Genomic DNA, 21,181 nt, shown 5'->3' with positions numbered 1-21,181 from the left:
CCGCTCACTCTGACGCGTCGGTCACTTCCTTGAGTTCGCGCTCGAGGGCGGTGGTGATGTCGGAGGAGGTCAGGATCATCGCGATCATGAACTCGATGAGTTGGTCTCGGTCGGCGTCGATCTCACCTTGAAACCACATGGTTCCCAGTTCGAGCAGGCCGCTGAGTACCGTGACGGCGGCCAGGCGGACGTTTGGGTCGTCGGTGACTTGTTCGCCGAGCAGCTCACGGGCCTGCCCCACCGCGACTTGGGCGAGGGTGTGAATGAGTTGGCGGCGATGGGTTTTGAGGGCTTCGGCGGTTTGCAACTCGATGAGCAACTTGGGCCGGCGCGGTTCGCTTTCGATGAAGGTGAACGCCGCTTCGATGACGGCGCGAGTTCGCGGCCGTGGCTGGGCAGGCGACTGCATCACGGCGCCTAGCAATGTCGCGAGGCCCTGGGCGAACTCGTTCTCGAACGCCGCGACTAGCAGCGCATCGCAGTCCGCGAAGCTCTCGTAGAAGTAGCGGTCGTTCAGGCCCGCACGCACGCAGACCGCCCTGACTTTCAGGCTGCCGACGCCTTGTTCGGCGATGAGGTCGATCGCCGCGTCGATGAGTTGTTGGCGACGGCGGGTGCGCCTCTCGTCGAGGGTTTGCCCCCAATAGCGCCCGGTAGGAACGTCGCACCTCCCCGCTTTCGATTCAGGTCTTGCGTTTGACCGCCGTTTGGTGAAGGCTATCACCACACACAGTTTGGTGAAGCATGTCACCAGACACTCGGGAAAGAGGACCGCATGTCGCCTGATTCATCGAAGCTGGCCGACCCCGCTTTGTTCTCGGAGTTTCCGTTCAACATCGGCTATCGGCTGTTGGCGCCGGGCGATATCCGCCCGACCGCTGCCCAACGCGAGGCCTATCGACGCTTCACCCAGATGGGTGATCCGCTGGCCGATGCGGTCGTGGAGATGTTTCGCCGGCTGCCGGCCGGCGAGGGGCGAAAGATGTTCGAGCTGGCCGTCGAGCACGGTATCGAGGCCGTCGCCGATCCGCCGGCCGAGCTGCGGGCCTTCTTCGCTCAGGTCGACGCGGTTCCGTACTGGGTGGACCATGACAAGCTCGATCTGGCGGCCCGGGTGACCGCGCGCACCGGTTTGTGGGGTGGCTTTTTCGCGCTGCCCGGGCTGGCGTTGATGGGCGGCTATCTGGCCTCCCGCGCAGACAAGCCCCTAGTGGCATCGGGCCAGCTGACCGAGATGGCGCCGAGACGACTGGCCGAAACAGGCGCCTGGTATGTGGATGTCACCTCGCCCGGCGGGCTGGACCGATTTGCCCCCGGCTTCAAAGGCATCCTGCGCGTGCGGTTGATGCACGCAATGGTGCGCGCCGGCATGAGCCGCCGCCCGGACTGGAACTACGAGGCATGGGATCACCCGGTCAACCAGTCGCAGACCGCCGGGACACTGATGCTGTTCTCACTGGCCAACATCGTGGGGTGCCAAGCTCTCGGACTCCGCTTCTCCCCCAGGGAAAAAGCGGCCGTCTACCACTTCTGGCGCTACGTCGGCGTGCTGCTGGGCTTGGATCCCGACATCGTTCCCACAGATGAGGTCGACACCTGGCGGCTGCTGTGGTTACAGGCCGACTATGAATTCCTGCCCGACGACGACTCCCGCCGTCTTGCCCAGGCCCTGCTGCGTGCCGCCAGCACCGCCCTGGCGCTGCCCGGTGACGGCCCCGCATCACAAGTAGCACGACGCGCGTTCACCCAGTACGCGGCCGCCTACAGCCGACTCATCCTCGGACGCAGCAACTCTGACCTTCTCGGCCTGCCCGACCGTAAGCCCTTCCAAGCCGCGGTGCTGCTCACCGCAGCACTCAACCGCGCCATTGAGATCCCACGCCGGCTCGTCCCGGGCGCCACCCGGCTTTCCGAAGCGGTCGGCCAGCGATCACGCCAATACATGCAGCGCCGAGCCGCCGCCAGCACACACGCCGACACCTCGTACAAGCGACATGACCGGCTCGCAGAGAGAAAGGGCGCATGAAGCACCCCGAATTCCGCAAGCTGCGGTTCGATCTCGATGACACGGTGCCGTTCCAATGGAACCCGTCGAACCCGATTTCGGGGCTGTGGGGCAACGCCATTTCGTTTCTGGCCGTCGGGTGGGAGAAGTACATCCTGACCGCCACCCGCGACGCCATGGACCTCATCGATGACACGGAGGTGGCCGAAGAGGCCCGCATCTTTGTTGCGCAGGAGGCGCAGCACGCCGCTGCGCACCGCGGACACATCCGGGGTTTGATCGCCCAATATCCCGGGCTACAAAAGGTTTTGGACGCTACCCACAAACACTTCGACGACCTGTATGCCGCCAAACCCTTGAAGTTCCACCTGGCCTACATGGCGGCGATGGAATCCACCTTCACGCCGGTGTTCCGGGCCGCGATCGACAACCGCGAAACCCTGTTCGCCGACGGTGATGCCAGGGTGGCGTCGATGCTGCTGTGGCATTACGTCGAAGAGATCGAACACCGCAGCTCGGCGGTGGCCATCTACGACGCGGTCATCGGGGATCCGTGGTACCGGCTGCGCGTGGCACCGCAGGCGTTCCTCCATTTCGCGGCGCTGTTCCGGTTGCTGTCAGCCGGTTTCGCCGAGCATGTACCGGCCGACGACTTGGGCGCACCGCATCAGACGGTCCGCTTTGCAGGCTTGTTCGCCAAAGACCTCCGGTCGAGGATTCCGGGCCTCAAGGGCATCGGCCGCTCCCCGGGTGTCCCGTCGATGCTTCACGGATTGCGGCTGCGCGACGTGATCGGCATGGCAGGTGGCGTGCTGGGCTCGCAGACACCGCGCCACGACCCCGGTGCCGAACGGCTGCCCGACTGGTATGACACCTGGGTATCGGCGTATGTGGCGGGCGAGGACATGGCGCACTTCTACGGTGCCCCACCGGAAAAGGTCGGGCGCACCGCATGACGGTATGCAACGAGCGGTTCGTCGAGTTGGCGCGGCTACTGGACTTCACCGACTGCCGCGACCTCAATCCGATGGTCTACCTGAATGATCCGCTGCACCTGAAACATCCGACGATGCTGGTGATCGAGCTGCTGTTCATCGGCGGCGCCGTGCTGTTCCTGGTCGACGCCGTCCGGCGGCTGCGCCGCCACGGTGACCCGACCTACTTGGGGGTGTGGTGCGCGGCGATCGTTTACCTGATCGCGATGGAGCTCCCGATCTACTTCCCCGAACCATTTCACCTGGATTCGATCTACCGAGTCATCTTCATCCACAACGAATTCACGATCGGCTTCCTGTATCACCGGATGCCGCTCTACATCGTCGCGCTCTACATCACCATGCTGTATCTGGCGTACGCGATCATCGACCGCGCCGGCATCTTCGACCGCCGCCACTGCGCGGTGATCGGGGCCGTCGCCGTCGGATTCACCCACCACGTGTTCTACGAGATCTTCGACCACTTCGGGCCGCAGTACCGCTGGTGGCTGTGGGACTACGACCTGAGCCTTTCACATCTGACGCTCAAGTCGGTGCCGCTGTATTCCATGATGTGGTGCCTGCTGGGCCCGTTCGCCTTCACCCTGGTCGTGCGGCTGCTGCTGGTGCGCAAGCTGACTCGGGGCTGGTCGCCAGCCTCGCTGGCCGGCTGGGTGGCGCTCAGCGGTGTGCTGACCACCGTGGTGCTCGCGGTGCTCAACACGCCGGTGCTGGTGGCGATAGCGGCCTCGCGCGGCGCCGCCGCTACCGCGGTTCTCGTCGGGCTGTTCGCGATCATCGTCGCCTTCGGCGCCGTCACGGTGTGGGCGTTGCTCACCACACTCGCAATTACGCCCCGCCATCGCGGTGCCGAATTCTGGTACGCCTGCGTCTATCTGGTCACCTTCGCCGCCCTGTGGGCGTATGCGCTACCGGAGTACCTCGCCGCCGAGCACGGTGTCACTGCCCGGGGTACCCCGATCGGATCGTTGCCCTATGCGCTCGGGTGCTATGCGGTCGCGGCGGTGCTATTGGCGTTGGTCTACCGCAGGACCACACCGGCGAACGTCGTTCAACCGCCGCCGCCTTCCCATTTCACCTCGTCGGGCGTCTTGTCGGGTCGCAGTCCGCGCCAGCTGGGTTGGCGCAGCCGCCCGTCCGATGTCCATTCGCTGTAGCGGACCTCGCCGACAAGTTTCGGCTCGACGAACGTCACACCCTTGACATCCTGAGTGGAAAGCCTTGCGTTGAACGGCGATTCGTCGGTGCGCAGCGGCTCCAGCGTCTTCTTGAGGTTGGCCAGGTCGCGTTCGGTGAAGCCGGTGCCGACCTTGCCGGCGTAGCTCAGCCCGCCCTCATCGGGGATGCCCATCAACAGTGAGCCGATGCCGCTGGTACGTCCGCCTTCACCGGCGCGCCAGCCGCCGATGACGACTTCTTGGGTGTTCCAGTGCTTGTCCTTGATCCACGACGCCGACCGGCGCCCCGGCTGGTAGGTGGCGTCGCGTTTCTTCGCGACCACGCCTTCCCAGCGGTGCTCGCGCGAGTACTCCAGCGCCTCGGCACCGTCCCCCGGCAACAGTTCGGGGACGATGAGACCGGTGCCGTCGGCCAACGTTTCGAGCAGCTTGCGCCGATCTCGATATTTGGCCCGCAGCAGCGAGCGCCCGTCCAGGTAGAGCAGATCGAACGCCCAGTACTCGACGCGCGTGGCACGGACCCGATTCTGCATCTCGGAAAACCGGGGTACCCCGGATTCGTCCAGCGCGACGACTTCGCCGTCGAGTACGACGTGATGGTCCGCGAGACCTATTGCGAGAGGCGGTAATTGCGGGTACTTGCCGGTGACGTCGCGGCCGCGCCGCGATCGCAGCCGGACGTTGCCGTGGTCGGCGTCGACCAGCAGCCGGTAGCCGTCCCATTTGCCCTCGAACGCCCACTGCGACGCCTTGAGGTGCGCCACCGAGCCTTCGGTGGCGAGCATCGGGGTCAGCTCGTCGAAGGCGAAGACCTTCTGGTCTTTCATCCGGTGCGCCAGCCACTGATCGCCGTTGGTTTGAATCAGCGCATAACGCCCCGAGATCCGGTTGCCATGCAGGGTGACGATGACCTCGTCGTCGCGGAACTTCTCGGCTTCGTAGGTGCCCGAATCCCAGATGATCACCTTGCCCGCGCCGTACTCCCCCTTGGGTATGGTGCCCTCGAATGTGGCGTATTCCAGCGGGTGGTCCTCGGTGTGCACCGCCAGGTGATTCACCGATGGAGTGTCCGGGAGGTTCTTGGGCACCGCCCAGGACACCAGCACGCCGTCGCGCTCCAGCCGGAAGTCGTAGTGCAGCCGGCGAGCGTGATGCTCCTGGATGACGAACGTATTACCTTGGCCGACAGCAGGCTTCCCGTCTGGAACCGGCTCCGGCGTCTTCGACGCGTCGCGCATGCTGCGGTACTTCGTCAGTCGGTCGGGGACTATGTCGGCATCCAGGGGGGCCAGCAGGTCGCCGTCGCGCCCGATACGCTGCAGCACCTCGTCGTACCTCAGTTGGCGAAGCTTCCTGTCGTCGAGTTCCTCCCAGGTGCGTGGCGCGGCCACCGTCGGGTACTGGCGCCCACGCAGTGAATACGGCGCGATCGTGGTCTTCGACCCGTTGTTCTGACTCCAGTCCAAAAACACCTTGCCGGCCCGCAGGCTCTTGGTCATCGTCGAGGTGACCAGCTTCGGCATCGCCTTTTCCAGTTGCTGTGCAACACGTTTGGCCAGCACCACCGCGCCCCGGCTGCTGACCGGCTTGTCCAGCGGGGCGTACAGATGCAGCCCCTTGCTGCCGCTGGTGAGCGGGAAGGTGGTCAGACCGATGTCGGCCATCAGATCTCGCACGGCGCGGGCCACCGTGGCGAGCTGGGCCATCGTCACGCCTTCGCCGGGGTCGAGGTCGAACACCAACCGTGTTGCCGGGCCGGGCTTTAACTCTTCCCCGTTGCGCGTCCACTCGGCGACGAAACGCCACTGCGGAACGTGCACCTCGAGGGCGGCCTGCTGGGCGATCCAGGCCAGTCCGTCGCGGCTGTCGATGATCGGATACGTCGTCGTCCCCGACTTGTGCACCACGCTGGCCCGGGGAAGCCAGTCCGGCGCCGAGGACGCCAGCTGCTTTTCGAAGAACGACGGCTCGTCGACGCCGTTGGGCCAGCGCTTGCGGGTGGCGGCGCGCCCCGCGATGTGCGGCACCATCACCTCGGCGATGCTGGTGTAGTAGTCGAACACGTCGGCTTTCGTGGTGCCGGTCGCGGGATAAAGCACCTTGTCGGCGTTGGTCAGTTTCACCAGCGGCGCCATACGGCTAACCTACGCGCCACGGCGTCGAAAACGGCTCCTGAACACCAATTATCGTCCTCGCCGTAAATTAATCGTGAGATGAACCACGAATGCGTTAGATATCCGATCGCACCGGGCACGCGATTCAGAAATGCGCAAAATTGACTTGTGCCGCACGCTCGCTGATTCAGACCATGGCCCCGGGAGGAGTTGTGCAATCGTGCCTGACGCAATCAAGCTGAACAACGCAGCGCTGACAAAGCTGCCGATCGCGACGCCCAGCTATGACCGCGGCAAGATCTGCGTCGGCATCGCGCACATCGGTGCCGGTCACTTCCACCGGGCGCATCAGGCGATGTACATCGACCGGCTGCTGCAGCGAGGCTTGGCACACGAGTGGGGCATCTGCGGTGTCGGCGTGTTGCCCGGCGACTGGCCGATGCGCGACGTCCTGCGCGACCAGGACGGTCTCTACACGCTGATTGTGGAGAAGCCCGACGGTAGCCGCGACGCACAAGTCATCGGTTCGATCATCGACTACCGCTACGCCCCCGACGACCCAGAGGCAGCGCTGGAGGTGCTGGCCGCGCCGTCCACCCGGATCATTTCGCTGACCATCACCGAGGGTGGCTACCGCGACCCCGACGGGCCCGCGTTCGCGTTGATCACCGAGGCGCTGGCCAGACGCCGCGACCGCGGGATCGCCGCGCCGACGATCGTGTCGTGCGACAACATCGAGGGCAACGGCGACGTCGTGGGCCGGGCCGTCCTCGCGAATGCCGAAAGCCGGGATCCGGCCCTCGCCGAATGGATCGCCGAACATGCCCGGTTTCCGAGTTCGATGGTCGACCGGATCACGCCGTCCACGACACTGGATATGGCTGCGACGGTGCGGCGCGAGTTCGGGGTCGACGACCGCTGGCCCGTGGTGGCCGAACCATTCACCGCTTGGGTGCTCGAAGACGACTTCGCCGACGGCAGGCCACCGTTGGAAGAAGCGGGTGTGCTGCTGGTCGACGACGTCCGCCCATACGAGCTGATGAAGCTGCGACTGCTCAATGCAGGGCATCAGTGCTTGGCCTATTTCGCTCACCTCTGCGGCTTCGAGTTCGTTCACGACGCGGCACGCGATCCGCTGCTCGCCGAATTCTTGCTCGCCTATTTCCAGTTCGAGGCCATCCCGACGCTGCCGCCGGTGCCCGGAATCGACCTCCATGACTACAGCTGCACGCTGCTCGAGCGATTCGCCAACCCCGGCGTGCGCGACACCGTTTCGCGGCTGTGCGCCTACTCGTCGGACCGCATCCCGAAATGGCTGCTCCCCGTGATCCAAGACAACTTAGCCAGCGACGGGTCGGTTCGGCTGGCGGCGGCCACGGTGGCAAGCTGGGCTCGCTATGCCGAGGGTGTCGACGAATGGGGTAACCCGTTCGAGGTGGTGGACCAGCTGGCGGATTCGCTGGTGCCGATCGCCCGGTCGCAGCACGAAAATCCCACCGCATTCATCGAGATCACCGCGGTGTTCGGGGATCTGGCGCAGCAGCCCCGCTTCGTTCAGGCATACAGCTGGGCGCTGGATTCATTGCAGCGCAAGGGAGCCCGGGCGACCCTGGAGGAGCTGCTGCAATGAGCCGCGGGCTGGTGATCGGCGAATCGTTGATCGATATCGTCGGGTCCCTCGAGCACGTCGGCGGCAGCCCGTTCAATGTCGCCGTCGGCCTGGCCCGGTTGGGCCACGAGGTGGACCTCCTGACCCACATCGGCGCCGACTCATACGGTCGACGTATCGCCGAGCACGCCAATAAGGCTGGGGTGCAACTTGTTCCGGGCAGCGTGTCTGCCACCCGGACACCGACCGCGCGGGTAACCGTGGACGAGAACGGTTCGGCCCACTACGTGTTCGATCTGGAGTGGCGGCTGTCCGGCACCCCGGAAGTGGCGCCGCCGCTCGTCGTGCACACCGGATCGATTGCCGCCGTGCATGAGCCAGGGTGCCTGGCCGTCGCGGCACTGATCGACGCCTATCGCGTTTCGGCGACGGTGACCTTCGATCCCAATGTGCGACCGGCGTTGATCGTCGACCGCGACCTCGCCCGCGCGCGCATCGACCATCTCCTCGAGCGCAGCGACGTGGTCAAGGTCAGCGAAGAAGACCTGCGCTGGATCGATCCCGACCGTCCGCCCGAGATGGTTGCCCGAAGCTGGCTGGCCTCGGGACCCTCGATCGTCGCAGTGACGATGGCCGAGCGGGGCGCATTCGCGCTGTGCGCGGGCGGGGAGGTGCGGGTGCCGGCCAGGCCAGTGCGCGTGGTGGACACCGTCGGTGCCGGCGACGCGTTCATGGCCGGCCTGATCGACGCGCTGTGGACGATGGGCCTGCTGGGCGCTGATCGACGCGGCGAGTTGCGGCGGATCGGGGCGGAGGCGCTGACCGACGCGCTGCGCGCGGCGACGCTGTCGTCGGCGTTGACCGTCGCCCGCGCCGGCGCCGAACTGCCCGACCGCGCAGCTGTTGACGCCGCTGTGTTCCAAGCCGACTGAACGGCGCCGGCAAACAGCTACCGTATCGGTTACCCGAGAAGGCGAGGGCATGCCGATGCGCGTTGTTGTGCCGTCCTGGCGTCCCCGCAGTGCGACCGCATGGGCGGGACGTGTCGGTGCGCTCGCCACCGACACGAACGAAACGGCCCTGCAGAAGCGGCTCACCGTCGTGTTGTGCGCGGGAACGCTTCCGCTCACGGCGTTGTGGAGCGTGATCTACCTGCAGATGCACGCCCCGTTGGCCGCGGCGTTTCCGGCGTTCTATACGTTGATCACCCCGCTCAACACCGCGCTGTTCGCCTGGACCCGCCATCTGGAGTTCTACCGCTTCACCCAACTGCTACTGATCCTGATCTTGCCGTGGCTGGTGACGATTGCGCTGGGCGGATTCCATCAGTCCAGTGTCGTCGTCATCTGGGCAGCGCTGTGTCCACTGGGATCCCTTCTGCTCGAAGAGCTTCGGCGCACATTGGTCTGGATCGTCGGCTTCGTCGCGCTGCTGGTCGTGACCGCTGCGGTGCAGCCCCACTTGACGCCGGCAGACCTGCCCGACACCTTCGTCACCTGGTTCTTCGTGCTCAACGTCGGATCGGTGATCGCGATCGTTTTCGGGCTTCTGCACTACTTCGTGGCGCGTCGCAACTTTTTCCAGGAAACCTCGGAGATGCTGCTGCTGAACATCTTGCCGAAGGAGATATCCGAGGCGCTGAAGACCGAACCGCGCGCGATCGCCGCCCACTATGACGGCGCCAGCATCCTGTTCGCCGACATCGTCGGATTCACCCCGATGGCGGCCGCCATGTCGCCGCTGAGCCTGGTTGATCTTCTCAATGAGGTGTTTCAGTGCTTTGATGCGCTCGTCGACAAATACGACCTGGAGAAGATCAAGACGATCGGCGACTGCTACATGGTTGCGGCGGGCGTTCCGCGTCCGCGCGCCGATCACGCCCCGGCGCTGGTCGACCTGGCCCTCGATATGCGGGCTGAAATTGGTCGCCGCACGTTCGGTGGCCGCCGGCTCGACTTTCGCATCGGCATCAATTCGGGTCCGGTTGTCGCCGGTGTGATCGGACGCAAGAAATTCAGCTATGACCTGTGGGGTGAGACCGTCAACATGGCCAGCCGCATGGAGTCACACGGTCAAAGCGGCGTCATCCACATCACCCAAAACACCTTCGAGCTCGTCCGGGCTGAATTCGATTGCGAAGCCCGCGGGCCAATCGAGGTCAAGGGCGCCGGCCGCGTGCAGACGTGGTGCGTGATCGGAAGAAAACCAGCCGGCGAGCGAACGGCAGGTTAGCGCGTCCGGATCGACGCTTACCAGGCTGATCATGCGGGCATACTGACACCATGCGTTCCATCTGGAAGGGTTCCATCGCCTTCGGGCTGGTCAACGTCCCGGTCAAGGTCTACAGCGCCACCGAGGACCACGACATCAAGTTCCACCAGGTGCACGCCAAGGACAACGGCCGCATCCGGTACAAGCGGGTCTGCGAAGTGTGCGGCGAGGTCGTCGAGTACCGCGATCTCGCCAGGGCCTACGAATCCGATGACGGCCAGATGGTGGTGATCACCGACGATGACATCGCAACACTGCCCGAGGAGCGCAGCCGCGAGATCGAGGTGCTGGAGTTCGTGCCGGCAAGTGAACTCGACCCGATGATGTATGACCGCAGCTACTTCCTGGAACCGGACGGCAAATCAACCAAATCGTATGTGCTGCTGGCCAAGACGCTGGCTGAGACCGAGCGGGTCGCGATCGTGCATTTCGCCTTGCGCAACAAGACGCGGCTTGCGGCGTTGCGCGTCAAGGACTTCAGCAAGCGCGAGGTGATGGTGATCCACACGCTGTTGTGGCCCGACGAGATTCGCGACCCCGACTTCCCGATTCTGGACAAGAAGGTCGACATCAAACCGGCCGAACTCAAGATGGCCGGGCAGGTCGTGGAGTCGATGGCCGACGACTTCAACCCGGACCGCTACCACGACGACTACCAGGAGCAGCTGCACGAATTGGTCCAGGCCAAACTCGAAGGCGGCGAAGCGTTTACCACCGAGGAGCAGCCGAAGGAATTGGACGAGACCGAGGACGTCTCGGATCTGCTGGCCAAGCTGGAGGCCAGCGTCAAGGCCCGCTCCGGCGACGGCAAGGCCCCCGCGAAGAAAAAGGCGCCCGCCAAAAAGACCACGGCCAAGAAAGCGCCCGCCAAGAAGGCACGGGCCAAGGCCGGCTCGAAGTCGTAGTTCCGCCGTGCAGGGCCACGCTGGCCATCAGTTGCCACCGCACCCGCCGGTTTTCCCAGCAAGTTCACAGGTATGGAACGGGTAGTCTTTTCATCCAGGTTTGCCGGGGAGGATGAACGGGCCATGGCGGAGCAGAGCATGGAAGTCGATACGGCGCATCTGCATGCTGGTGCAGACCGGTGTAGCGACGCAGCCCAGACAGCATTGACTGCGGCGGGCAAGCTCGCCGGGAAGGAGCCGGCGGCGGGGATGTTCGGCGATTTCGCCGAAGCCCACGAATTTCATCAGGCGGTCTCGGCGGCACACCGGGCCCACGTCGAGCAGTTGCACGGCCATCACCGCGCACTGACCGGGATCGGTGACAAAAGCCGCTCCGCCGCATACGAATTCACCGCACGGGACGCTTCTAGTGCCGACTCTCTGAGGGCCGCCGAAGCCGGTTTCGACACGCTCTAATGCCGCCACCCATAGGTTTGGTCAACTTCTCCGCAGGAGAGCTGATCGCTGCAGCCGGCGGGGACCCGTGGAAGCTCGACGACGAACTGCAGGCAGGCGACCCGGGCGCTATCAATGACCATGCAGATGCATTCCACGCCGCGGCGGGTTCTGCTACCGAGGTCGAAGGCGACTTCCAGTCGGCCAAACAGCGTTTCGAGAAGGGCTGGAAGCACAACGGGGCCGAGCATCCGATCAACGAGTCGGCCGAGGTCGCCCGCGCCACCACGGCACTGCAACTGCAGAAACCCCAACTCGCCAAGATTGCATTGGATTTGGAGACAGTGGCTGCAGGCCTGGCCACGGCCCAACGCACCAGTGACGCTGACATCGCCGCTCTGGACGCCAAGTTGCACGAAATCGACGATGCGATAACCGCCGCCAAAGCCGCTGACCAAGACAGTCAAGCTCTTCACAACTCGGCCGTCGAGGCGGTGAGGGCCACCCTGGGCCAGATCCAAGGTGTTCGTGATGGCTATGTGACCACCATGAAGTCGGCCCAGCCGTCGTTGGCGATCGCAAAGGCCTATGAAGATGGGGCCAAGGAGGCCGCCGAGACGCCCGGGCTGACCCCGACGAAGAGCGACTTGCTGCTCGCAGCTGCCGGCGCCGTGTCAGGTGGTACCGCGGACGGCGTGCGTTCAGCGGCGCTCAAGTTGATCGCGGAGTCCCCCGGCACTGGGCCTGGGAGGGTTGACCCGGGCTTGTTGAAATGGCTGGAAGATCCCAAGATCGGCGGCTTCGAGCTGAAAGGGTTGTCCCGTATGGGTGGGGTGGTTGCGGTAGCCAGCGCGGTACCCTCCGTCCTGTCCGACATTCACGATGGAAACTCCGTCGCCGAGGCCGTAACCCGCGAGGGCGCGGGCACCGGTGCGGGGCTCGTGTTCGGCGCTATTGCAGGGGACATGGCAGCTGGCGCGTTGGCGGGTTCGGTCGTTCCCGGGGCAGGGACGGCGGTTGGTCTGGTGGTCGGCGCGGTCGTGGGAGCGGGCGCCGCCTTCGGGGCATCCAAAGGGGTCGAAATGCTCTGGCATCCGGTCTCCGACGCGGTGGGCGGCGCGGTGCACAGCGTGGCCAAGGTATTTGGATTCGGGTAGGGCGTTGGACGATGCGATTCGATGAGTTCGCGGAGAAGCACAGCGTCGCGGTATTCCCGGTCGACAAGTTTGCGGGATATGTGGTGGAGGTGGGGATACCGCCGGGCTGGGAACCGTTCGATTCCGCAGCTGGAGTCCGTGTATGGGTTTGTCGGACCGATCCGCATATCACCGAGTTTTGCGCTAATGCGGTGTTGACGATGCACCGCGTTGAGACTGCGCTGGACCCCGGAAACGTATTCGCGATGCTGTCCGAGCAGCAGCTGCAGTCGGTGCCGGGGTGTCATGAACTGCGCCGTGAACTGGCTGCAGCCACCGAGGGCGCTGGCGTCGCGGGGGTGCTCGCAATGCAGATCACCCATGAACTCGGCACTATCGACAGTGTGTCACGATCCCGGATCATCACGGCTGAACAGGAGACGCTGATCGCGCAATTGACGGTGACCGCGCTGCACGATTCACCGGTGGACCGTGGACATATCTGGCTGAGGGTCCAGATGGGTGCGGCGGCAGGCCCAGCATCCGCGGGCCACCACGGCGAGGCCCCAGTAACGGGAATGCGAGACCATCACTGATGAGAGGCAGTGGGGCGAAAAGCCATTGGCGGCGGGTATTGCGCTATGGCTTAGGTGCAGTGTTGTGCCTCTTGACGGTGGTGGCAGCGCGGGCGGGACTGCAATGGTACTGGTCTGTGGTGATGCTCTGCGGAGCGTTCCTCATCATCCTCGGCAGGCGTCGGATTTTTCGGGCGGGTGTCTCCCGGACGGACGGCGAGATTGTGTGCCGTTACATTCCCTGGTACGAGGGAAACGCGTACTACTTAAACCTTCTACTCCCGCTGACGGGAGTAGCCATGTTTGCCGCGGGAAACGATCCTGGCAATCCGGCGTGGCTTCGCTCCGGCGGCATCATCCTGCTGGTTCTGACGCCGCTGTTCACTTATTCCGCCATCCGTATGTGGCGGCGATGCCTTCTGTGCATTAGCCCCTCGGCATTGACCGTGCGTTTAGGCACGATTGGGGCTGAATTGATTGAAATCCGGCGTGAGGTTATCGAGTCGGTCGAGCCAAAGTTGGTCCCGAATGGAGTGGGCGGTCAGTGGTTGCAGGTCGAGATTTCCTATCGTGCTTTGGATTTGAGCGATGGCACCACCAAGACTGTGCAGCTCGGTTTGGGGTTGACCGTTGAGCCAGTCAAACTGGTGAAGGCCCTTGTGGTCTGGAACCAGGCCACCAACGAGAACCCAACTGCGCTGTTGGACCGGATCGAACGCATCCTTCGCGGCCGGGAAATGGCTGGCGTGTGAACCCTTCACACCCTCGCCGACTCCAATCTCAGTCGCGCAGCGCGTCCTGCATCCACAGATCACCTCCCCGCGTACCGATTACCGGAAATCGGGACGCGAAGCGGGCGCCCGCCAAGAAGGCTCGGGCCAAGGCCGGCTCGAAGTCCTGATCGGCGGGCGCAGTTACAGGGTCACGCAGCGGTGCTCGCCGACGCCGCCGACGCGATCGTGTTCAAATGGTTCACCGCTACGGCGACCGAACTTTGGCCGGGTAGCGCATCGACCGTGTCGTAATCGAGGTGCGCGAGCCCCGGAGGCGTGGTGTCGTAGAACCGCACCGCCAGCGTGATGGCCTCGGCCAGCGCCGGTCCGCCGACGAGCGGGTTGGTCACCAGACCGATGGCCTGCTGCAACAACCCGCCCTGCTCGGTGAGCCCGGCGATCAGGTTGAGGATCAGGTTGCGCTCGATGCTCAGTTCGACAGCCTCGTCGTACACCGCGGTGAGATCTGCACCAGCCTGGTCGTTGGGTGTCGTGGTGTACAGGTCTCCCGGGTTGGCGAAATCCCACCAGGTGTCAACGCCGTTGCTGTTCTTCGGGATTTGCGCCGCGGTGAGGTTGAACGACGAGATTCCCCGCCCGCCGGGGTCGGTGCCGCCGGGGAACGTGTGCCCCAGCAGACGCGACGGGTTGCCGAAGGTGTAGCCGCCGATGAGGTTCGGCCGGGCGAACTGCAACTCGCCGCCCATGATCGCCGCCAGCACCCGTGATGCCGCCTCCGCGCCTTGGCTGTACCCACCTAGCGCGAACGTTTGGTTCGGGTTCGCTTTGATCCAATTGGTCGCATAGGTGACAGCGATTTGTACGGACTCCGCATAGCTCGGGGCCGTCAGCGCGTCCGGGGGTATGGGACCGAACGAGTACGGCGCGATGACCGGGACCTCGTAGACGAGGTTGGGATTGGCTTGTTTGACCACGTCCGAGGGAAATCCGGTACCGGGCTTTTCAAATGTGCCGGCGAACGTCAACACTGCGTGGCGTTGCTGAGCTGATGGTGTGGTGGCCATGATTCCTCCAAATTTTGCTAGTGCAAGTGACAACTGGCCCGGGCTTTCATGCGGCTCCCGGAACGTCGTGTTGCTGCGCCGTCGCGAGATCTGTTGTCGGTGTCAGCCCCAACAGCGCACGAAGCTGGTCTGGCGTTCCCCGAAACGCATTAGCATCCAAGCGCTGACCGGCGATCAATGCCTGGTTTGTGAATTGCAAAAGGTCGGGTTGGCGGCCGCCGTACGGCGCCCAAAACGCCGAATGGTCGCCCGGATACAGCGCTGACGCGAAACCCGTCCCGCTGACGAAGCTCGACGCGATCAGACCGGGAACTCCTGAGATGTCCGGAGAGCCGATTTGCTGCCAATACCAGCGGGGAATATAGGAGAGGGCGACGTGCACGCCACGCGCCTCGATCGCGCCCAGTACGGCCCAAAAGTTTGCGATGCCACCGGAATTGGCCTCGAAGTCGAGCATGGCCGGAATCGAGCTATCACCGAGTTGCGAAACGAAGTTGTCCGCCTGCAGCGCTGGGTTGCTGGTTCGCACGTAGTGATAGCCCGCGAGGATCAGCCCGATTTCACGCGCCCAGTCGCGGGTATGCGGCCAAAAAGCATCGCGGAACGTAGCGCCCTCCGACACCTTGGCGAACACAAAATAGAAGCCTTCGGCCTTGACTTCGTCCAAGTCGACGATGCCGTTGTTGTTACTGATATCGGGTCCGAAAATCGTCATGATTTCCGCCTTGGTGCTACCTAAAGGTAGAACGATTTCGGCGGGAAACCAGTTCCCGCAATAGGCGTTTTGTCCGGCGCATCCGCCCACATGCGCGCCGAAAAACAACCGCCGGCGCGCGGCGTGCGCCCGTCGCACACATGTTCGCCAGGCGCGGCCGACAAGGCTAACTAGAACGTGTTTCAGAAATAGGGTTCCCCGGCCGCCCCCCGCTTGTTACGGTGTCGCCCGTGATACTCGACAAATTCCGGCTCGACGACAAAGTTGCCGTGATTACCGGGGCCGGCCGCGGCCTTGGCGCGGCTATCGCGCTGGCCTTCGCCGACGTCGGCGCCGACGTCGTCATCGCCTCGCGGACCCAATCCCAACTAGAGGCCGTCGCAGAAAAAGTCCGGGCGGGCGGCCGCCGGGCCCATGTGGTCGCCGCGGACCTTGCCCATCCGGAGGCGACCGCGGAACTGGCCGGCCAAGCGGTCGAGGCCTTCGGGCGGCTGGACATCGTCGTCAACAACGTCGGCGGCACGATGCCCAACGCGTTGCTGAACACCTCGACCAAAGACCTCAAAGACGCGTTCACCTTCAACGTGGGCACCGCGCACGCGCTGACCACCGCGGCCGTGCCGCTGATGCTCGAGCACGCCGGCGGCGGGAGCATCGTCAACATCACCTCGACGATGGGGCGGCTCGCCGGACGCGGCTTCGCCGCCTACGGCACCGCCAAGGCCGCGCTCGCCCACTACACCCGGCTGGCCGCCCTGGACCTGTGCCCGAAGATCCGCGTCAACGCCATCGCACCCGGCTCGATCGCCACCTCGGCCCTGGACATCGTCGCCTCCAACGACGAGCTGCGCGCGCCGATGGAGAAGGCGACACCGATGCGCCGACTCGGACAACCAGACGAGATCGCCGCCGCCGCAGTCTATTTGGCCTCACCTGCAGGCGCCTATCTGACCGGCAAGGTACTCGAAGTCGACGGCGGCATCACCTTCCCCAACCTCGACCTCCCGATCCCGGACCTGTGACCATGCCCATTCGCGTCGCTCAGATCGGCACCGGCAACGTCGGCGTCCACGCGCTGCGAGCGCTCATCGCCAATCCCGAATTCGAGCTCACCGGCGTGTGGGTGTCCTCGGATGCCAAGGCCGGCAAAGATGCCGGACAGCTTGCCGGACTTGACGTTTCGACCGGCATCGCCGCCACCACCGACCTGGACGCGGTGCTGGCCACGCGACCGCAGTGCGCGGTGTACACCGCGATGGCCGACAACCGGCTCCCCGAGGCGCTCGACGACTACCGCCGCATCCTGGCCGCCGGAATCAACGTCGTCGGCAGCAGCGCGGTGTTCCTGCAGTGCCCGTGGCAGGTGATTCCACAGGAGATGCTCACGCCGCTGGAAGATGCTGCGCGGGAAGGCAATTCGAGCCTCTTTGTCAACGGCATCGATCCCGGGTTCGCCAACGACCTACTGCCGCTGGCCCTGGCCGGCACCTGCCAGAACATCCAGCAGATCCGCTGCATGGAAATCGTCGACTACGCCACCTACGACAGCGCGACCGTCATGTTCGACGTGATGGGATTCGGCAAGCCGATCGACGAGATCCCGATGCTGCTGCAGCCCGGTGTGCTGAGCCTGGCGTGGGGATCTGTGGTGCGGCAACTGGCCGCCGGCCTGGGCGTCGAGCTCGACGAGGTGACCGAGCGCTACGTGCGAGAACCTGCGCCGGAGGATTTCGACATCGCGTCCGGGCACATCCGGCAGGGCAGCGCGGCCGCGTTGCGGTTCGAGGTGCTCGGGATGGTCGACGGCCAACCGGCGGCCGTCCTCGAGCATGTCACCCGGTTGCGGGAGGATCTGCGGCCTGACTGGCCGCAGCCGGCCCAGGCCGGCGGTTCCTACCGCATCGAGATCACCGGTGAACCGTCCTATGCCGTCGACGTCTGCCTGAGCAGCCCCAACGGCGACCACAACCACGCCGGGCTGGTCGCCACCGCGATGCGGGTCGTCAACGCGATCCCCGCGGTCGTCGCCGCCCCGCCCGGAATCCGGACCACGCTGGATCTACCTCTGGTGACCGGCCGGGGGCTCTACACCGCCGGCTAATCTTTCGGCTACCCTAACTTTCTTATTCGTAGACCGAAAGTGAGTTAGGTGGCGCAGAGCACCGAGGCCAAGGCCGGCTGGTATCTGCTCGGGCCGGCGTTCGTCGCCGCGATCGCCTATGTCGACCCGGGCAATGTCGCCGCCAACGTCAGCGCCGGCGCACAGTTCGGGTTCCTGCTGCTGTGGGTGATCGTCGCCGCGAACGTGATGGCCGGGCTGGTGCAGTACCTGTCGGCCAAGCTCGGGCTGGTCAGCGGGCGGACACTGCCCGAGGCCGTCGGCTCCCGGATGACGCGTCCGGCCCGGCTGACCTACTGGGCCCAGGCCGAGATCGTCGCGATGGCCACCGACGTCGCCGAAGTGATCGGCGGAGCCGTCGCGCTGCGCATTCTGTTCCATCTCCCGCTGCTGCTGGGCGGGGCGATCACCGGCATGGTGTCGTTGGTGTTGCTGGGCATCCAGGATCGGCGCGGCCAGCAGTTGTTCGAGCGCGTCATCACCGGCTTGCTCCTGGTCATCGCGATCGGATTCACGGCCAGCTTCTTTGTCGCGACACCGCCGCCCGACGAAGTGATCGGCGGTCTGCTGCCGCGGTTCCGCGGCACCGAAAGCGTGCTGCTGGCCGCTGCGATGCTGGGCGCGACGGTGATGCCGCACGCGGTGTATCTGCATTCCGGCCTGGCCCGGGACAGGCACGGGCATCCGGCGGCCGGGCCGTGGCGGCGTCGGCTGCTGCGGGTCACCCGCCTCGATGTCGGGCTGGCGATGGTCGTCGCGGGAGCGGTCAACGGGGCGATGCTGCTGGTTGCCGCGCTCAACATGCAGAGCCGCGGCGGGACCGGAACCATCGACGGCGCTTACGTGGCGGTGCGTGACACGGTGAACCCGACGATCGCGGTGCTGTTCGCGATCGGGTTGCTGGCGTCCGGCCTGGCGTCGTCGTCCGTGGGGGCATACGCCGGCGCGATGATCATGCAGGGATTGCTGTACCGGTCAGTGCCGATGCTGCTGCGCCGGCTGGTCACGCTGGCCCCCGCCCTGCTGATCCTCGCCGCCGGCTTCGACCCGACCCGCACACTGGTGTTGTCGCAGGTGGTGCTGTCGTTCGGGATCCCGCTCGCGGTGCTGCCGCTGGTCGCGTTGACCAGCGATCGCAACCTGATGGGGTCCGACGTCAATCACCGCCTCACCACTGCTGTTGGCTGGCTGGTCGGGGTTTTGATTAGTCTGCTTAACGTGGTGTTGATCTACCTCACCGTGAAGGGCTAGTGCCCGCCCCTCGTCATACCTATTTCGCGTACGGGTCCAACCTGTGCGTGCAGCAGATGGCGCGGCGCTGCCCCGACGCGCTGGATCCGCGTCCGGCCGTGCTCGGTAATCACGACTGGCTGATCAACCAGCGCGGGGTAGCCACCGTCGAGCCGTTTGCCGGTACCGAGGTGCACGGGGTCATCTGGCGGCTCTCCGATCACGACCTGGTCACCCTCGACAGCGCGGAAGGTGTGCCGCGCCGTTACCGCCGCGACCGGCTGACCGTGCACACAGACGACGGACCGTCGGATGCCTGGGTCTACGTCGACCACCGGGTCCATCCCGGTGTGCCGCGGCCCGGCTACCTCGAGCGCATCATCGGCGGCGCAATCCATCACCGGCTGCCGCGTCGCTGGATCGAGTTCCTGCGCCGGTGGGACCCGGCCCATTGGCGTCGGCCCGCGTCCACGCCCACATCGCCTGCGCCGCAATCACTTTCAGAGCTACTGTCGGCCGGCGGCGTAACCGAGATCAGCCGGCTGCGATCCCGGTTCGGGTTTCTCGCCATTCACGGCGGAGGCTTGGAACAAATGACCGACGTGATCGCCGAACGGGCCGCCGACGCCGCCGACGCGTCGGTGTATCTGGTGCGCCATCCCGACCACTACGCGCACCATCTCTCGTCCGCGCGCTTCGACCCCGCCGAATCGGCCCGGCTGGCGGAATTCCTCGACCACGTCGACGTCACGATCTCGCTGCACGGTTATGGACGGATCGGGCGTGGCACGCAGCTTTTGGCCGGGGGCCGCAACCGCGCGCTGGCGGCCCACGTCGCCAAGCACGTCGAGCTGCCGGGCTATCAGGTGATCACCGACCTGGAAGAGATCCCGCTCGAGTTGCGTGGCCTGCATCCGCACAACCCGGTCAACCGGAGCCGCGACGGCGGGACGCAGCTGGAACTGCCGCCGCGGGTCCGCGGAATCAGCCCGCGCAGTCCCCTGCCCGGCGACGACGGACTCTCACCGGTAACGTCCGCTCTGGTGCAAGGATTGGTCGCCGCGGCCCGATCCTGGCTTGCGCCGAAACTGTAGTTAGCGCGGTCTCTTCTCGCACTTTCCCTCGCTGACTACAGGGTCGAGTGACTTACGTCGGAGGTGACTGATTAGCAAGGGTTTTCGCTTTTCCATCGGCATCCATGCGGTCAAGTCTCGGGCCGCGCTGCTCGACAAGGCACGGCGGCTGGAGGATTACGGGTTCGACGTCCTTCATCTGCCCGACCACCTCGGTTCGCCGGCGCCGTTTCCGGTGCTCGCCGCGATCGCCCAGGCCACCACGACGGTCCGGCTGGGCACCTATGTGCTCAACGCGTGCTTCTACAAGCCGGCGCTGTTGGCGCGGGATGCCGCCGAGGTCGATCTGCTCAGCGACGGGCGTCTGGAAGTGGGCCTTGGCGCGGGCTACGTGCGCGAAGAATTCGAGGCCGCCGAGTTGGCCTACCCGAGCGCCGGGCGTCGCGTCGACTATCTCGAGCACGTGACGGCCTACCTCAAGAAGCACCTGCCCAGCATCCCGATCCTGATTGCGGGCAACGGCGACCGGCTGTTGACGGTGGCCGCCCGGCACGCCGACATCATCGGCCTGACGGGTGCGAGCCCGAAGGCGGTCGGCGACCCGCTGGCCGATCGGGTCGACTTCGTCCGGTCGGCTGCCGGTGACCGATTCGACGATCTCGAGTTGAACCTGGCGATCACGGCGGTGCCCGCCGACAACTCCGGAATGCCCGACCTGCGGCTCACCCGCAGATATGCGCCCACGCTGTCCGATGCGCAGTTGTTGGAGTTGCCTGCGGTATTGAGTGGGTCGCCCCGCGACATGGCCGACAGGTTGCGCGGATACCGTGAGACCTACGGGCTGACGTCGTTCACTGTGCAGGAAAGCCACGCCGAGGGCTTTGCGAAGGTGATCGCGGAGCTGCGCTGAGATTCAGCGTAAGCTGCCAGCCGGTCCGCCCTCGTAGCTCAGGGGATAGAGCACCGCTCTCCTAAAGCGGGTGTCGCAGGTTCGAATCCTGCCGGGGGCACTGATTTTTACCG

20 protein-coding genes and 1 tRNA gene are annotated in these 21,181 nt (G+C 65.2%); 17 read left to right on the top strand and 4 right to left on the bottom strand.

What is annotated here, in order from left to right:
- Positions 1 to 4: 4 nt before the first annotated feature.
- Positions 5 to 724 carry a TetR/AcrR family transcriptional regulator gene (locus AWB95_RS14075; RefSeq protein ID WP_232315580.1) on the bottom strand — a complete coding sequence of 240 codons (720 nt, stop codon included), beginning with the start codon at positions 722 to 724 and terminating at the stop codon, positions 5 to 7.
- A 51-nt stretch (positions 725 to 775) separates the two neighbouring features.
- On the opposite strand from AWB95_RS14075, the gene AWB95_RS14070 reads away from it, so the two are divergent.
- Genes AWB95_RS14070 through AWB95_RS14060 form a run of 3 tightly spaced genes read left to right on the top strand, consistent with a single transcriptional unit; the run spans position 776 to position 4,157 of the window.
- Positions 776 to 2,026, top strand: a complete 1,251-nt coding sequence (locus AWB95_RS14070) for an oxygenase MpaB family protein (RefSeq protein WP_062539218.1) — start codon at positions 776 to 778, stop codon at positions 2,024 to 2,026.
- Positions 2,023 to 2,961: a metal-dependent hydrolase gene (locus AWB95_RS14065; protein ID WP_062539217.1), complete on the top strand. Its 939-nt coding sequence runs from the start codon at positions 2,023 to 2,025 to the stop codon at positions 2,959 to 2,961. Before AWB95_RS14070 ends, AWB95_RS14065 begins: the two co-directional genes overlap by 4 nt.
- Complete coding sequence (locus AWB95_RS14060) at positions 2,958 to 4,157, top strand: hypothetical protein (protein ID WP_062539216.1); 1,200 nt, start codon at positions 2,958 to 2,960, stop codon at positions 4,155 to 4,157. Before AWB95_RS14065 ends, AWB95_RS14060 begins: the two co-directional genes overlap by 4 nt.
- Here the strand turns inward: AWB95_RS14060 and AWB95_RS14055 are convergent.
- A complete protein-coding gene (locus tag AWB95_RS14055; protein ID WP_062539215.1) occupies positions 4,052 to 6,313 on the bottom strand; it encodes an ATP-dependent DNA ligase in 2,262 nt (753 codons plus the stop codon). The two genes, AWB95_RS14060 and AWB95_RS14055, sit on opposite strands and share 106 nt — an antisense overlap.
- A 196-nt stretch (positions 6,314 to 6,509) precedes the next feature.
- Between AWB95_RS14055 and AWB95_RS14050 the strand changes: the two genes are divergently transcribed.
- From AWB95_RS14050 to AWB95_RS14015, 8 genes are all read left to right on the top strand, one after another.
- Positions 6,510 to 7,922, top strand: coding sequence for a mannitol dehydrogenase family protein (locus AWB95_RS14050; protein WP_099539590.1), 1,413 nt, complete (start codon positions 6,510 to 6,512; stop codon positions 7,920 to 7,922).
- Positions 7,919 to 8,833, top strand: a complete 915-nt coding sequence (locus AWB95_RS14045; RefSeq protein ID WP_085168327.1) for a carbohydrate kinase family protein — start codon at positions 7,919 to 7,921, stop codon at positions 8,831 to 8,833. Before AWB95_RS14050 ends, AWB95_RS14045 begins: the two co-directional genes overlap by 4 nt.
- 49 nt (positions 8,834 to 8,882) lie before the next feature.
- Positions 8,883 to 10,133: an adenylate/guanylate cyclase domain-containing protein gene (locus AWB95_RS14040; protein WP_062540448.1), complete on the top strand. Its 1,251-nt coding sequence runs from the start codon at positions 8,883 to 8,885 to the stop codon at positions 10,131 to 10,133.
- Between the two features lie 50 nt (positions 10,134 to 10,183).
- Positions 10,184 to 11,077: a non-homologous end joining protein Ku gene (gene ku / locus AWB95_RS14035; RefSeq protein ID WP_062540449.1), complete on the top strand. Its 894-nt coding sequence runs from the start codon at positions 10,184 to 10,186 to the stop codon at positions 11,075 to 11,077.
- Positions 11,078 to 11,149: 72 nt separating this feature from the next.
- Positions 11,150 to 11,533 carry a DUF2563 family protein gene (locus tag AWB95_RS14030; protein WP_238600901.1) on the top strand — a complete coding sequence of 128 codons (384 nt, stop codon included), beginning with the start codon at positions 11,150 to 11,152 and terminating at the stop codon, positions 11,531 to 11,533.
- Positions 11,534 to 11,550: 17 nt separating this feature from the next.
- Entirely contained in the window at positions 11,551 to 12,669 is a 1,119-nt protein-coding gene (locus AWB95_RS14025) for a putative alpha/beta hydrolase (RefSeq protein ID WP_232315697.1), read from the top strand.
- Positions 12,670 to 12,680: 11 nt separating this feature from the next.
- Positions 12,681 to 13,244, top strand: coding sequence for an LpqN/LpqT family lipoprotein (locus AWB95_RS14020; RefSeq protein ID WP_062540451.1), 564 nt, complete (start codon positions 12,681 to 12,683; stop codon positions 13,242 to 13,244).
- Positions 13,244 to 13,975, top strand: coding sequence for a hypothetical protein (locus tag AWB95_RS14015; protein ID WP_062540452.1), 732 nt, complete (start codon positions 13,244 to 13,246; stop codon positions 13,973 to 13,975). The genes AWB95_RS14020 and AWB95_RS14015 overlap by 1 nt, the downstream gene beginning before the upstream one ends.
- Positions 13,976 to 14,145: 170 nt before the next feature.
- Here AWB95_RS14015 and AWB95_RS14010 read toward each other — a convergent pair whose 3' ends face one another.
- Together AWB95_RS14010 and AWB95_RS14005 are read right to left on the bottom strand one after the other, a co-directional pair.
- A complete protein-coding gene (locus tag AWB95_RS14010; protein WP_062540453.1) occupies positions 14,146 to 15,021 on the bottom strand; it encodes a hypothetical protein in 876 nt (291 codons plus the stop codon).
- A gap of 46 nt (positions 15,022 to 15,067) precedes the next feature.
- Entirely contained in the window at positions 15,068 to 15,826 is a 759-nt protein-coding gene (locus AWB95_RS14005) for a glycoside hydrolase family 25 protein (RefSeq protein ID WP_238600900.1), read from the bottom strand.
- A 140-nt stretch (positions 15,827 to 15,966) separates the two neighbouring features.
- On the opposite strand from AWB95_RS14005, the gene AWB95_RS14000 reads away from it, so the two are divergent.
- From AWB95_RS14000 to AWB95_RS13975, 6 genes are all read left to right on the top strand, one after another.
- Positions 15,967 to 16,758, top strand: a complete 792-nt coding sequence (locus tag AWB95_RS14000) for an SDR family oxidoreductase (RefSeq protein ID WP_062540454.1) — start codon at positions 15,967 to 15,969, stop codon at positions 16,756 to 16,758.
- Between the two features lie 2 nt (positions 16,759 to 16,760).
- Positions 16,761 to 17,837, top strand: coding sequence for an NAD(P)H-dependent amine dehydrogenase family protein (locus AWB95_RS13995; protein ID WP_085168326.1), 1,077 nt, complete (start codon positions 16,761 to 16,763; stop codon positions 17,835 to 17,837).
- A 48-nt stretch (positions 17,838 to 17,885) separates the two neighbouring features.
- A complete protein-coding gene (locus tag AWB95_RS13990; RefSeq protein ID WP_062540455.1) occupies positions 17,886 to 19,106 on the top strand; it encodes an Nramp family divalent metal transporter in 1,221 nt (406 codons plus the stop codon).
- The gene (locus tag AWB95_RS13985; RefSeq protein WP_084707170.1) at positions 19,106 to 20,179 is read left to right on the top strand and encodes a poly-gamma-glutamate hydrolase family protein; all 1,074 of its coding nucleotides are present in this window, start codon (positions 19,106 to 19,108) and stop codon (positions 20,177 to 20,179) included. Before AWB95_RS13990 ends, AWB95_RS13985 begins: the two co-directional genes overlap by 1 nt.
- Positions 20,180 to 20,249: 70 nt before the next feature.
- The gene (locus AWB95_RS13980) at positions 20,250 to 21,068 is read left to right on the top strand and encodes an LLM class F420-dependent oxidoreductase (RefSeq protein ID WP_062540456.1); all 819 of its coding nucleotides are present in this window, start codon (positions 20,250 to 20,252) and stop codon (positions 21,066 to 21,068) included.
- 27 nt (positions 21,069 to 21,095) lie between these two features.
- Positions 21,096 to 21,168 (top strand) — tRNA-Arg (locus AWB95_RS13975).
- Positions 21,169 to 21,181 lie beyond the last annotated feature (13 nt).

Source organism: Mycobacterium celatum, from assembly GCF_002101595.1.
GTDB classification, from domain to species: domain Bacteria; phylum Actinomycetota; class Actinomycetes; order Mycobacteriales; family Mycobacteriaceae; genus Mycobacterium; species Mycobacterium celatum.
This window is presented reverse-complemented; position numbering and strand designations above follow the sequence as displayed.